12 protein-coding genes are annotated in these 12,160 nt (G+C 62.4%); 2 read left to right on the top strand and 10 right to left on the bottom strand.

What is annotated here, in order from left to right; all coding sequences use genetic code 11:
- Positions 1 to 4: 4 nt before the first annotated feature.
- Together CWE01_RS08045 and CWE01_RS08040 are read right to left on the bottom strand one after the other, a co-directional pair.
- The gene (locus CWE01_RS08045; RefSeq protein WP_100939993.1) at positions 5 to 604 is read right to left on the bottom strand and encodes a hypothetical protein; all 600 of its coding nucleotides are present in this window, start codon (positions 602 to 604) and stop codon (positions 5 to 7) included.
- Complete coding sequence (locus tag CWE01_RS08040; RefSeq protein ID WP_100939992.1) at positions 564 to 1,316, bottom strand: SURF1 family protein; 753 nt, start codon at positions 1,314 to 1,316, stop codon at positions 564 to 566. Before CWE01_RS08040 ends, CWE01_RS08045 begins: the two co-directional genes overlap by 41 nt.
- 71 nt (positions 1,317 to 1,387) lie before the next feature.
- Between CWE01_RS08040 and CWE01_RS08035 the strand changes: the two genes are divergently transcribed.
- The gene (locus tag CWE01_RS08035) at positions 1,388 to 1,591 is read left to right on the top strand and encodes a twin transmembrane helix small protein (protein ID WP_100939991.1); all 204 of its coding nucleotides are present in this window, start codon (positions 1,388 to 1,390) and stop codon (positions 1,589 to 1,591) included.
- A gap of 20 nt (positions 1,592 to 1,611) precedes the next feature.
- On the opposite strand, the gene CWE01_RS08030 is transcribed toward CWE01_RS08035, so the two are convergent.
- The 4 genes from CWE01_RS08030 to coxB form a co-directional block, all read right to left on the bottom strand.
- Entirely contained in the window at positions 1,612 to 2,502 is an 891-nt protein-coding gene (locus CWE01_RS08030; protein WP_100939990.1) for a cytochrome c oxidase subunit 3, read from the bottom strand.
- A gap of 33 nt (positions 2,503 to 2,535) precedes the next feature.
- Complete coding sequence (locus CWE01_RS08025) at positions 2,536 to 3,084, bottom strand: cytochrome c oxidase assembly protein (protein WP_100939989.1); 549 nt, start codon at positions 3,082 to 3,084, stop codon at positions 2,536 to 2,538.
- A gap of 3 nt (positions 3,085 to 3,087) precedes the next feature.
- Positions 3,088 to 4,686 carry a cytochrome c oxidase subunit I gene (ctaD, locus tag CWE01_RS08020; protein WP_100939988.1) on the bottom strand — a complete coding sequence of 533 codons (1,599 nt, stop codon included), beginning with the start codon at positions 4,684 to 4,686 and terminating at the stop codon, positions 3,088 to 3,090.
- Between the two features lie 82 nt (positions 4,687 to 4,768).
- Complete coding sequence (gene coxB, locus CWE01_RS08015; protein WP_100939987.1) at positions 4,769 to 5,899, bottom strand: cytochrome c oxidase subunit II; 1,131 nt, start codon at positions 5,897 to 5,899, stop codon at positions 4,769 to 4,771.
- Between the two features lie 372 nt (positions 5,900 to 6,271).
- Here coxB and CWE01_RS08010 point away from each other — a divergent pair, with 372 nt between their 5' ends.
- Positions 6,272 to 6,922, top strand: a complete 651-nt coding sequence (locus tag CWE01_RS08010; protein WP_100939986.1) for a hypothetical protein — start codon at positions 6,272 to 6,274, stop codon at positions 6,920 to 6,922.
- A 197-nt stretch (positions 6,923 to 7,119) separates the two neighbouring features.
- Here the strand turns inward: CWE01_RS08010 and CWE01_RS08005 are convergent, their stop codons facing one another.
- The 4 genes from CWE01_RS08005 to CWE01_RS07990 form a co-directional block, all read right to left on the bottom strand.
- Positions 7,120 to 8,655 (bottom strand): SulP family inorganic anion transporter, encoded by a 1,536-nt coding sequence (locus tag CWE01_RS08005; protein ID WP_100939985.1) that lies wholly within the window; start codon positions 8,653 to 8,655, stop codon positions 7,120 to 7,122.
- A 95-nt stretch (positions 8,656 to 8,750) separates the two neighbouring features.
- Complete coding sequence (locus CWE01_RS08000; RefSeq protein ID WP_100939984.1) at positions 8,751 to 9,482, bottom strand: carbonic anhydrase; 732 nt, start codon at positions 9,480 to 9,482, stop codon at positions 8,751 to 8,753.
- Positions 9,483 to 9,738: 256 nt separating this feature from the next.
- Positions 9,739 to 10,797, bottom strand: coding sequence for a PA0069 family radical SAM protein (locus tag CWE01_RS07995; RefSeq protein WP_100939983.1), 1,059 nt, complete (start codon positions 10,795 to 10,797; stop codon positions 9,739 to 9,741).
- Positions 10,798 to 10,876: 79 nt separating this feature from the next.
- Positions 10,877 to 12,151, bottom strand: coding sequence for a cytochrome c (locus tag CWE01_RS07990; RefSeq protein ID WP_100939982.1), 1,275 nt, complete (start codon positions 12,149 to 12,151; stop codon positions 10,877 to 10,879).
- Positions 12,152 to 12,160 lie beyond the last annotated feature (9 nt).

Genomic DNA, 12,160 nt, shown 5'->3' with positions numbered 1-12,160 from the left:
GCCCTCATCCGATATTCGACAGTTTCAGCAGTTGCACCAGGTCGTTGAGCAGGTCCTTGCCCTTGACCGTGGCGTCATAACGCAGCACCAGATTGCCGTGGGGATCGACGATCCACAGTTGCGCCGCGCCGTTACCCTTGGCTTCCCGGTTGTAGGCCGCAAGATCCAGCGGGTAGCGTTGCAACTGCGGGTATTCGCGCTTGAGCTTGGCGTCGTAGGTCGCCTCCAGGGGTTGCGCCGCCGCCAGGGCATGGCTGGCCCGGGAAGCATCGCGACCGAGGGCGATCTGGATCTGCCGCGCCAGGTAGACCAGTTGCTGGCAGTCCGCTGTGCAGTCCTGGGGTGACGTCACCAGCATCTGCCAACGCTGCTCGTCGGTCTGCACGCCGAGGTCGGCGCGGCTCTCGCCATTGCCGATCAACTCACCGTGATAGCTGCGGCTCTCCGGCACCCAGAACTGCAACTTGTACATCCCGGTGGCGAGGACCATCGGGCCGATCACCACCAGCAGGATCATGATCAATTGCCAGCGACCGCGGGCACGCCGCGGCGGGGTCGGTGCTTCAGCTGTGTTCAGTGGATTCGGATTCATGGCCGCTCCCATGGTGTTTCTCCCTTGCGTTATGCCATCCGAGGTAGAGATAAAGGCCGAACAGCGCCAGCGCCATGGCGAACCACTGCACGGCATAGGCCACATGTTTTTCCGGCCCCATGCCTTCGGAGACCACCGGCCAGCCGGCCTCGTAGGCCGCCGGACCGGACTCCTGGCGCAGTTCGTAGTTGAAACCGGTGCGTCCCAATTCCGCCCAGAGCTTGTCCGGGTCGATCGCGGTCACCAGCCGTGGCCAGCTCGCATTGGCCGGGTCGCTGCCCAACTGGAAAGTCGCGCCAGGCGAGACATACACCCAGGCACCGATCTCCAGCCGTTGCGCGGGGGTGCTGAACACCGGCGGCGTGCGCCGGTCCGGCCAGGGCAACCAGCCGCGGTTGACCAGCAACCACAGGCCGCTGACCTCGTCGTGGAACGGCTGCAACAGCTCGACGCCGACCCGGTCGTCACGCATGCGGTTATCCAGCAGGTAGCTGTGTTCGGCGTCGAACTGGCCGCTCAATCGCACCCGCCGGAACGCCGGATCGGTCATGGCTTTCAACTGGTCGCCGGCCACCGGTGCGGCGGTGCGGCGCTGGGCATGGTTCTCCAGCAGCACGCGTTTCTGCTCGCTGCGACTCAGCTGCCAGAAACCCAGGCAGACCAGCAACGGCAGCAGCACGAGCACCACCAGGGTCGGCGCGATGCCGGGCTGGAAGCGCCTCATGACCGCACCCCGGTGGCGCGTATTCGACTCGCTATACTCAATTGCATGCGCATCCCCCCCGGAGTCTCACCATGTTGAAAGCGGCGATTGTCCTGATGCTGTTGGCCACGGTGGCCAGCCTGTTCAGCGGCCTGTTCTTCCTGGTGAAGGACGACGCGCACTCCAAGCGCCTGGTCCATGCCCTGACTGTGCGGGTCGGGCTTGCCGTGATCACCCTGGCCTTGATCACCTGGGGCTTTTTCAGCGGCCAACTGGTGTCCTCGGCGCCCTGGTAAAAACCCGGGGCCGGCAAGGCTCAGAGCACGTAGACGAAGACGAACAGGCCGATCCAGACCACGTCGACGAAGTGCCAATACCAACTGGCCGCTTCAAAACCGAATTGATGCTCGGCATTGAAGTGCCCGCGCATGACCCGCATCAGCATCACGAACAGGATCAGGGTGCCGATGGTCACGTGGGCGCCGTGGAAGCCGGTGAGCATGAAGAAGGTCGCGCCGTAGATGCCCGAACCCAGGGTCAGCCCCAGTTCGTGATAGGCATGCATGTATTCCTTGGCCTGGAAGCTCAGGAACGCGATCCCCAGCAGCACGGTGATCGCCAGCCAGATCTTCAGCGCACCGCGATGGCCGTTTTTCAGGGCATGGTGGGCGATGGTCACGGTGACGCTGGAACTGACCAGCAACACGGTATTGAGCAGCGGCAACCCCCAGGGACTGATGGTTTCCCTGGGGCCGGGAAAGAGCTTCGGATCGGGGTTGTGCAGCAATGGCCAGGCGTTCTGGAAGTTCGGCCAGAGCAGGTGGGCGATGCCTTTCGCACCGCCGTCACCGGCCAGCCAGGGCACCGACAGATTGCGCACATAGAACAGCGCGCCGAAGAAGGCGATGAAGAACATCACCTCGGAAAAGATGAACCAGCTCATGCCCCAGCGGAACGAACGGTCCATCTGCGGGCTGTAGAGTCCGGCGCGGCTTTCCTTGATCACCGTGCCGAACCAGCCGAAGAGCATGTAGGCCAGCAGCAGTCCGCCGATGAAGAAGATCAGCGGGCCGTGGGAATCCGGGCGCGCCGCCTTCAGGTCATTGAACCAGGTGCCCAGGCCGAACATCGTGGTCAGCATGCCCGCCGTGGCAATGATCGGCCACTTGCTCTGGGCCGGTACGTAATAGTGCTCATGAATCGCCATTTATTGTTCTCCTTATCGGGCACGCCAAATGTCCTAGCCGCCCGTACCCGCTACAGGCGGGTTGCGGGCGGTGATGTCGAACAGCGTGTAGCCCAGCGTCAGTTGCTTCACATCCTTGGGCATGTCGCGATCAACGATGAAACGTACCGGCATCTCGATGCGCTGCCCGGGCTGCAAGGTCTGCTGGGTGAAGCAGAAGCATTCGGTCTTGTGGAAGTACACCGCCGCATTCGCCGGGGCGATGCTCGGGATGGCCTGGGCCTTCATCACATGGTCGGTGGGGTTGTAGGCCACGAAGAGCATCTCGTTGACGGCACCGGGGTGCACGCTCAACTGGTCGGCCTTGGGGTAGAACTCCCAGACCATGTCGACGGCATTGGTCGAGAGGAACTGCACACCGATATTGCGCGACAGATCGACCACCTGCTCGCCCTCATATTGCCCGGCGGTCTTGCCGTTGATCCCGAAGGCCTTGCACATCACGTCGTAGAGCGGCACCAGGGCAAAACCGAAGGCGAACATCGCTACCACCACCAACAACAGGCGTGTGACCAGGCGCTTGAGCGAGATCGAGTCGGCCATGATCTATTTCACTTCCGGAGGCGTGGTGAAGGTGTGATACGGCGCGGGTGACGGAATGCTCCACTCCAGGCCTTCGGCACCATCCCAGGGTTTGGCCGGGGCCGGCGGACCGCTGCGGATGCACTTGATGACGATGAACAGGAACAGCAACTGGGTGACCCCGAACATGAAACCGCCAATCGACGAGACCATGTTGAAGTTGGCGAACTGCAGGTTGTAGTCCGGTACCCGCCGTGGCATACCCGCCAGGCCCACGAAGTGCATCGGGAAGAAGGTCAGGTTCATGCCGATGAACGACAGCCAGAAGTGCAGCTTGCCAAGGGTTTCGTCGTACATGTGGCCGGTCCACTTCGGCAGCCAGTAGTAGGTGGAAGCGAAGATCCCGAAGATCGCCCCCGGCACCAGCACGTAGTGGAAATGCGCCACCACGAAATAGGTGCCGTGGTACTGGAAGTCCGCCGGCGCCATCGCCAGCATCAGCCCGGAAAAACCGCCGATACTGAACAGGATGACAAAGGCCACCGCAAACAGCATGGGCGTCTCGAAGGTCAGCGAGCCTTGCCACATGGTGCTGACCCAGTTGAACACCTTCACCCCGGTCGGCACCGCGATCAGCATGGTCGCGTACATGTAGAACAGCTCGCCGACCAGGGGAATGCCGACCACGAACATGTGGTGGCCCCAGACGATGAACGAGAGGAAGGCGATGCTCGCCGTGGCATAGACCATCGAGGTGTAGCCGAACAACGGCTTGCGGGAAAACGCCGGGATGATCGCACTGACCGCGCCGAACGCCGGCAGGATCATGATGTACACCTCGGGGTGGCCGAAGAACCAGAACACGTGCTGGAACAGCACCGGGTCACCGCCTCCGGCGGCGCTGAAGAAGCTGGTGCCGAAATGGATGTCCATCAGCATCATGGTCACAACGCCTGCCAGCACCGGCATCACGGCGATCAGCAGGAACGCGGTGATCAGCCAGGTCCAGACGAACAGCGGCATCTTCATCAGGGTCATGCCCGGCGCACGCAGGTTGAGAATGGTCGAGATCACATTGATCGCGCCCATGATCGAACTGATGCCCATCATGTGGATGGCGAAGATAAAGAAGGTCACGCTTTCGGGCGCGTAGGTGGTCGACAGCGGCGCATAGAAGGTCCAGCCGAAGTTCGGCCCGCCGCCGGGCATGAACAGGGTCGAGACCATCAACGAGAAGGCCGCCGGCAACAGCCAGAAGCTGAAGTTGTTCATCCGCGGCAAGGCCATGTCCGGCGCGCCGATCATCAGCGGGATCATCCAGTTGGCCAGGCCGACGAAGGCCGGCATCACCGCGCCGAAAACCATCACCAGGCCATGCATGGTGGTCATCTGGTTGAAGAACGCCGGTTCGACAATGTGCAGCCCCGGCTGGAACAGTTCGGCGCGGATCACCATGGCGAAGGAGCCACCGAGCAGGAACATGGCGAAGCTGAACCACAGGTACAGCGTGCCGATATCCTTGTGGTTGGTGGTCAGCACCCAGCGCATCAGGCCCTTGGCGGGACCGTGGGCGGCGTGCTCATCGTGGCCGCCATGGCCATGGTCATCGATCACTGCACTCATGTCCTGTCTCCTGCAAACGGGGGAACGGCTTGGCCCGGGAGCCTCGGCTCCGACCGGTTCAGCGAACACGCAACGGAGCTGTTCATTTGCCGCCCTCCGCCTGTTTCAGCGCCAGTACTTCCTTGGGCGTGACCATGTCGCCCTTGTTGTTGCCCCAGGCATTACGCTCGTAGGTCACGACGGCGGCGATATCGACTTCCGACAACTGTTTGCCGAAGGCCGCCATGGCCGTGCCCGGCTTGCCGAAGAACACCCGGTGCAGGTGGTCTTCCTTGGGACCGGTGGCGATTTTCGAGCCCTTGAGTGCCGGGAACATCGGCGGCAGGCCCTGGCCCTCGGCCTGGTGACAGGCCACGCAGGTGGTGTGGTAGACCTTGTCGCCACGCTCCTTGAGTTCGTCGAGAGTCCATTCCTTGCTGGTCAGTTCCTTGAGCTTGGCCGACTCGGCCTTGCGATCGGCCAGCCAGCTGTCGTAGTCGGCCTTGGTGCGGACATCGACCACCACCGGCATGAAGCCGTGGTCCTTGCCGCACAATTCGGAACATTGGCCGCGGTAGATGCCGGGCTTGTCGACCCGGGTCCAGGCTTCGTTGAAGAACCCAGGAATCGCATCACGCTTGACCGCCAGGGCCGGCACCCACCAGGAGTGGATCACGTCGGCGGAAGTCACCAGGAAACGCACCTTGGCGCCCACCGGCAGGACCAGCGGCTGGTCGACTTCCAGCAGGTAGTTTTCGCCCTTGGGCACCAGGTTATGCATCTGTTCGGGGGGAGTGGACAGGTTGCTGAAGAACTCGACATCCTGGCCCAGGTATTTGTAGTGCCACTTCCACTGATAGCCGGTGATCTGGATATCGACGTCCGACTCACTGGTGTCGTACATCTTGATCAGCGTGGCGGTCGCGGGAATCGCCATCACCACCAGGATCAGCAAGGGCACGATGGTCCAGAGGATTTCCACCGTGGTGCTTTCATGGAACTTGGCCGCCACCTGGCCGGTGGAGCGGCGGTGCATGATCATCGACCAGAACATCGCGCCGAACACGATGATGCCGATCACCACACAGATCCAGAAAATGGTCATGTGCAGATCAAAGATCTCGTGACTGACTTCCGTCGCTCCAGGCGTCATATTCACGGTCCAGGCGGCATGCGCCTGACTGAATATCGACCACAACAGGAGGCCCATCCAGACCCGTGGATGTCGCATCATTGCGGGTTCCCCTTATCGTTCTTGTTATCCCGCCGGCTTTCACCTGCGGCCAAGGGAATGGTCGTACTACGCAAGCAGACCATTCGGCCTGGCCAGCAACAGCAGCCGGGCGTCATCAGCTAACTCCCTACGAAATCGAGTATAGACAGCGACCGGGACAGTGCCATGCGATCTGGGAAATGAACTGGGAGGAGACTTTGAATCAGGCTGGAGGCCGCGGATTACCTGGGGTAGAGCATAAGTAATGGCAAATCGATATAACTCATGCATATAAGCATGAAATAATTATTACAAATGCGTCTGAACATCTTTTATAACCCAGCTACTTTGTACTCTCCCTATTTTCCCTTTGCCGTCCCCCCTGGAGCTTTCATGAACACCGCCGCATTGCGCGAGCAGATTCAACGTGCCCATCAACACGAGGCCGGTAGCGGCCAGTTGACTCGTCAACTTGAAGTTCAATTGCCGCATCTTCACCCCGCTATTCAACTGCCGGATGTTGACGCCAAAGGCGTGCTGACCCGGTTTGTAAAAGCTTATATCGACCTGGTTCCCGATTTGCTGGATGCGGCCAATGAGGTGGCGCGCGAAGCCGGCATCGAATCACAGATCAAGCCGGTGCTGAAAATCGCCGAGCAGTTTTTCCTGAAACCTCCGGCGATCCTGGAAGGCCATGTCGGGCTCGACGGCCTGCTGGATGAAGCCTATCTGGCGCATCGCCTGGTGGAGGAGGTCAACGACCTGTACATCAAGCATTTCGGCCAGCCGCTGATTCCGTCGGACATTACCGTGGCCAACCTGATCGCCCACCAGTTGATCGGCGAGACATTCGCCAACCAGCTGGATGAAGCGGTGCATCACGCGGTCGATGAAATGCTCGACGAAGAAAGCTTTGCCCTGGAGTCGGTGGAAGCCTATCGCGAGCGCCTGCACAGCCCGGACACCGAGGCGGCGTGGAAGCGCTGGCCGTGTTTGTCGCGCCAGTTGGGTGTGGGGCTGGAGCTGGAACAGCCGGGGGCTTGAACCGGTGACTCAGTTGATCGTGACCTGACGCGCTCCCCTGTAGGAGCCGAGCTTGCTCGCGATCGGCTGCGCAGCAGTCGTAAAACCTGCGCATGCGGTGCATCTGGCACACCGAGTCAGCCGGATTGCGGCCGCTGCGCGCCCGATCGCGAGCAAGCTCGGCTCCTACAGGTTTTGTGGCGTTTTCCAGACCATCGTCAGGCTGCGGCGGAACCGATACCGCTGGTGGTCCGCAACCGTCCTTCCAGACGCCGTTTCAAGCCATGGGACTCGATCACCAATCGCGAGCCCTTGGCCCTGTTGGCCCGGTCCCACTCTTCCAGCAACTCCAGGCAAGAGTGGTCGATGTAGCTCAGGTTGCCCAGCGGCACATGCACCACCGTGCCTGCCGGAATCGTCGACAGCACCCGGGTCAGCGCCGGCACCTTGAGAAACGTCGCCGCCCCCAGCAAGCGCAGTTCCATCTCACCCTCGGCGGGCAAGTCCACCAGGCTGATCTTCAGGCGCGAAGCTTTCCAGGCCAGCTTCGCCAGGGTCAGGCCGAAACCGATCAACACCCCCGTCAGCAAGTCAGTGCAGACAATCGCCAAGGCCGTGGCCGCATAGGTCAGCATCGGCATGCGCCCGTAGCGCCCCAGGCCGCGAAAGGCCTTGAGATCCACCAGCTTGATGCCCGTATACACCAGCACACCCGCCAGGCTCGCCACCGGAATGCTTTGCAGCACACTGGACAGCAGCAGCACAAAGGCCAACAACCACAATCCATGGAACATCGCCGACAGACGGGTCCGGGCACCGGCCTGGACATTCGCCGAGCTGCGCACGATCACCCCGGTCATGGGCAACGCCCCGAGCAGGCCGCAGAGCATATTGCCCACCCCCTGCGCCGACAGTTCGCGGTCGAAATCCGAGCGCTGGCCGTCGTGCATGCGGTCCACGGCGGCGGCCGACAGCAGGGTTTCGGCGCTGGCGATAAAGGCCACGGCAAAGGCCGCGATCAGCAGATTAGGGTTGGCCAGGTTGAGCAGGTCGGCGGGCCGCAGCCAGTCGATGGCCTCGGCCAGGTTGGCCGGGACTTCCACGCGCTTGACCGACAGCGCCAGCAGCAAACTCGCCAGGGTCGCCAGCCCCACACCGAGCAGAGCACCCGGGACAAAGCGCAGGGCATGGGGTTTGCGCTTGTCCCAAACCCACATCACCAGGATAGTCCCCAGGCCCAACGCGCCGGCCTGCCAGCCGCTGCCTTCGCCGGAAAACGCCTGCCCCGCGGCGGCGGGGAAACCCAGCAGGTTGTCCAGCCCCGAGGGCAGGGGCGAACCATCGAACATCACATGGACCTGGGACAGCACGATCAATACGCCGATCCCGGCGAGCATCCCGTAGACCACCGCCGGGGCGGTCACCCGGAACCAGCAGCCCAGGCGCAAGCGCCCGGCCAGCAATTGCAGCAGGCCGGCCAGCAACAGGATCGGCCCGAGCATGGCCATGCCGTGCTCGCGTACCAGTTCGAACACCAGCACCGCCAGGCCCGCGGCCGGGCCGCTGACCTGCAACGGCGAGCCTGCCAGCCAGCCCACCACCAGTCCACCGATGATGCCGGTGATCAGCCCTTTGGCCGGCGGCATGCCGGAGGCGATGGCGATCCCCATGCACAGCGGCAGGGCCACCAGGAATACCACCACGGAAGCCAACAGCTCCCGTGGCAAAACCGCTTTCAGTTGTGCAGCACGCATGATGAATCTCCTGAGGATTTCTTCAGGCATGGCGAAGCCCGACCGCTCGAACGTCGGTCGTGGCTGAACCCAATGGATAGAGGAGGCTTCAGGCGCTAGAAGCGGGCTTTGGGCGTCGCGCTTGGAATCGGATGAGTGCCATCGAGGGGTAGGAAGCAGGCCCGATCGGCGTCATACGCTTTGATTTCGCTGGTTTCGATGTTGTAGACCCAGCCATGGATAAACAGATGACCGTTGGCCATGCGCGAGGCCACCGAGGGGTGCGTGCGCAAGTGCTGCAACTGGGCGATAACGTTTTCTTCGGTCAGCACGTGCATGCTTTCACTTTCGTTGGCGCAATCGCAGTTCTCATGAACCATGGTCTTCGCCACTTCCGCATGGCGCAGCCAGGCTTTGACCGTGGGCATCTTTTCCAGGCTGTCGGGGTTGAGCACCGCGCGCATGGCGCCGCAGTCCGAATGCCCGCAGATGATGATGTGCTGCACGCCCAGGGCCAGCACCGCGTACTCGATGGCGGTCGAGACACCGCCGTTCATTTGCCCGTAGGGCGGCACCACGTTGCCGACATTGCGGGTCACGAACAGGTCGCCCGGGGAGCTTTGGGTAATCAACTCGGGCACGATGCGCGAGTCGGCGCAGGCAATGAACATCGCCCGTGGGCTCTGGGCCGTGGCGAGCTTCTTGAACAGCTCTTCCTGTTGCGGAAAGACTTCATGATGAAAATGCAGGAAGCCGTCGACGATATGCTGCAGCGCCGCATCGGCACTTTCGGCCCCGGGGAGCCCAGATGCCGACGCAGCTGACAGCTGTTTATCCTTGTCACTCATGATTCATCCTCTTTTCTGACGGATTTAGGGGGATTTTCCTGATTTAGCTCGCTCGCGGCCAGCCCTCATCGGATCAATACGCCCGGTTCCTTGAACACACCTGTACGAAACAGGCAGCTTTACCCTAGTCGCGAAAACTTAACTCAAGCTGAATCAGAGGCTCTAGGACGGACGTTCCAGAAGGCTTCTACAGTGCTTACCCAAGAGTATAGGCGCAGGCTAAACGCCACCAAGCGACCTTCATCCGACTCATGGCTCAGAGTAGCGACATCTGCCCTCCGGGGGGACAGAATGCCGTGCAATCGAGGTTGTAGCCTTCACGGCGATTGAGGCCCAGGCGCTTGATGGCCTTGGCAAAGCGTTGCGCCAGCAGATCGGCAAACGGCCCTTCGCCGCGCATCCGCGCACCGAACCGGCTGTCGTAGAGCTCACCGCCGCGGGTCTGGCGAATCAGGCTCAACACATGGCTCGCCCGTTGCGGGTAGTGGGCGGCGAGCCACTCCTCGAACAGCGGCGCTACCTCCAGGGGCAGGCGCAGCATCATGTAGGCGGCGCTCTGGGCACCGGCGTCGCGGGCTTCGGTGAGCAGGCTTTCCAGCTCGCTGTCGTTGATCATCGGAATCATCGGCGAACACAGCACGCCCACCGGGATACCCGCTTCACGCATGACCCGGATCGCCCGCAAGCGCGCCTTGGGCGCCGCCGCCCGGGGTTCGAGGATGCGCTTGAGTTCGTCATCGAGGCTGGTCAGGCTGATCATCACCGCCACCAGGCGCTGCTGTGCCAGTTCCGTCAGCAGGTCAAGGTCGCGCAGGATCAGCGAGCCCTTGGTGACGATGGTCACCGGATGCCGATAACGCAGCAACACCTCGAGAATCCGCCGGGTGAGCTGGTGCTCGCGTTCGATCGGCTGGTAGGGATCGGTGTTGGAGCCCAGGTTGATCGGGGCCACCCGATAACCCGGCTTGGACAATTGTTGCTCGAGCACGGCGGCGGCGTTGGTCTTGGCGATCAGTTTGGTTTCGAAATCCAGGCCCGGGGACATATCCCAGTAGGCATGGCTGGGGCGTGCGTAGCAGTAGATGCAACCGTGCTCGCAGCCGCGATAGGGATTGATGGAGCGGTCGAAGGGCAGGTCCGGCGAGGTGTTGCGGGTGATGATGGATTTCGCCGTCTCGATGCGCACCTCGGTGCCCTGGGTCAGCGGGACCTCCTGGTACCAGCCGTCGTCCTCGGCCACCGAACGATGGGGCGCGAAGCGGTTGTGCGGGTTGGTCGCGGTGCCACGGCCACGGGGTGGGAGCGGGGTGAACATGGGAAAGGCTCCATTACTGTATTTACATACAGTAATGGAGCAGGGCCGATCTGCCTAGCACCGTCTGGCAGGCGTCGGCCTACGGCTTGGCCGGCATATCCTCCTTGCGCAACGCCGCCACATCGCTGGCCTTCACCGCACCGCCCTGGTTACCCCAGCTGCCGCGAATGAAACCGACTACATCCGCCACTTCCTGGTCCGACAACCGCCAGGCAAACGCCGGCATGGTGAAGTTCGAAGGTGCAGTGTGTGTCGCCGGCAAGGTGCCGCCCTTGAGCACGATATGGATCAACGACGTCGGGTCCGCCGATTGCACCACAGGGTTACCGGCCAACGCCGGGAACACCCGGGTATAACCGTGACCGTCGGTACGGTGGCAGGCCGCGCAGTTGTCGATATACACCGACGCCCCCGGCTTGCTGTCATCGCCTTTCCACAGGGCCTGTGCGACCTGTGGCTCATAGGCGTGAGGCGCATCCTGCGGGTCCACCGGCGGCAAGCTCTTGAGGTAGCGGGCAATCGCCGTCAGGTCACCATCGCTCATGTACTGCATGCTGTGCACCACCACATCGCTCATGCCGCCGAATACCGCGCTGCGATCGCTGCGGCCGGTCTTGAGGAACTGCACCAGCTGCGCTTCGCTCCAGCTACCGAGGCCATCCTTGTGATCGCCGCGCAGGCTTTTCGCGATCCAGCCTTCCAGCGGCGCGCTGCCTGCCAGGAAGGCACTGCCTTCAGTGGCGCTCAAAGCCTTTTCCTGCATGGTCAGGGCCCGTGGCGTATGGCAGGCACCGCAATGGCCGAGGCCTTCGACCAGATAAGCCCCACGGCTCACCACCGGGTCCGCGCCACTGCCAGCCTGGTACTCGGCGACCTTGGGCGCGAACACCCAGCGCCAACCCGCCAACGGCCAGCGCATGCTCAGCGGCCAGGGGATATCGACCGCCTTGTTGTCCTGGGCCACCGGCGCCACGCCCTTCATGAAGTAGGCGTACAGCGCCTGCATATCACTGTCACTGACGCGAGCGTAGGACGGATACGGCATCGCCGGGTAAAGGGTACTGCCGTTCTTCGCGACACCATGCCGGACCGCCTGGTCGAAATCCTCGAAGCTGTAGGCGCCGATCCCACTTTTATCCGGGGTGATATTGGTCGAATAGATCGTGCCGATGGGCGTCTGCATCGGCAGCCCGCCGGCGAACGGCTGGCCGCCCTTGGCCGTGTGACAGGCCACGCAATCCCCGGCCCGCGCCAGGTATTCGCCCTGCTTGATCAGGGCCGACGGATCGGCCTCGGCGGCGCTGACCGCGCCATTGCCCAACAGCGCCAGGGTGGCGATAACCAATGCTTTCATGTTTATCGC

The organism is Pseudomonas sp. QS1027 (assembly GCF_002814235.1).
Taxonomy (GTDB): domain Bacteria; phylum Pseudomonadota; class Gammaproteobacteria; order Pseudomonadales; family Pseudomonadaceae; genus Aquipseudomonas.
This window is presented reverse-complemented; position numbering and strand designations above follow the sequence as displayed.

What these genes read in the sequence shown, in the direction of transcription:
- CWE01_RS08045 (WP_100939993.1), bottom strand. Translation starts at nt 604, where the DNA reads ATGGGAGCGGCCATGAATCCGAATCCACTGAACACAGCTGAAGCACCG.
- CWE01_RS08040 (WP_100939992.1), bottom strand. Translation starts at nt 1,316, where the DNA reads ATGAGGCGCTTCCAGCCCGGCATCGCGCCGACCCTGGTGGTGCTCGTG.
- CWE01_RS08035 (WP_100939991.1), top strand. Translation starts at nt 1,388, where the DNA reads ATGTTGAAAGCGGCGATTGTCCTGATGCTGTTGGCCACGGTGGCCAGC.
- CWE01_RS08030 (WP_100939990.1), bottom strand. Translation starts at nt 2,502, where the DNA reads ATGGCGATTCATGAGCACTATTACGTACCGGCCCAGAGCAAGTGGCCG.
- CWE01_RS08025 (WP_100939989.1), bottom strand. Translation starts at nt 3,084, where the DNA reads ATGGCCGACTCGATCTCGCTCAAGCGCCTGGTCACACGCCTGTTGTTG.
- ctaD (WP_100939988.1), bottom strand. Translation starts at nt 4,686, where the DNA reads ATGAGTGCAGTGATCGATGACCATGGCCATGGCGGCCACGATGAGCAC.
- coxB (WP_100939987.1), bottom strand. Translation starts at nt 5,899, where the DNA reads ATGATGCGACATCCACGGGTCTGGATGGGCCTCCTGTTGTGGTCGATA.
- CWE01_RS08010 (WP_100939986.1), top strand. Translation starts at nt 6,272, where the DNA reads ATGAACACCGCCGCATTGCGCGAGCAGATTCAACGTGCCCATCAACAC.
- CWE01_RS08005 (WP_100939985.1), bottom strand. Translation starts at nt 8,655, where the DNA reads ATGCGTGCTGCACAACTGAAAGCGGTTTTGCCACGGGAGCTGTTGGCT.
- CWE01_RS08000 (WP_100939984.1), bottom strand. Translation starts at nt 9,482, where the DNA reads ATGAGTGACAAGGATAAACAGCTGTCAGCTGCGTCGGCATCTGGGCTC.
- CWE01_RS07995 (WP_100939983.1), bottom strand. Translation starts at nt 10,797, where the DNA reads ATGTTCACCCCGCTCCCACCCCGTGGCCGTGGCACCGCGACCAACCCG.
- CWE01_RS07990 (WP_100939982.1), bottom strand. Translation starts at nt 12,151, where the DNA reads ATGAAAGCATTGGTTATCGCCACCCTGGCGCTGTTGGGCAATGGCGCG.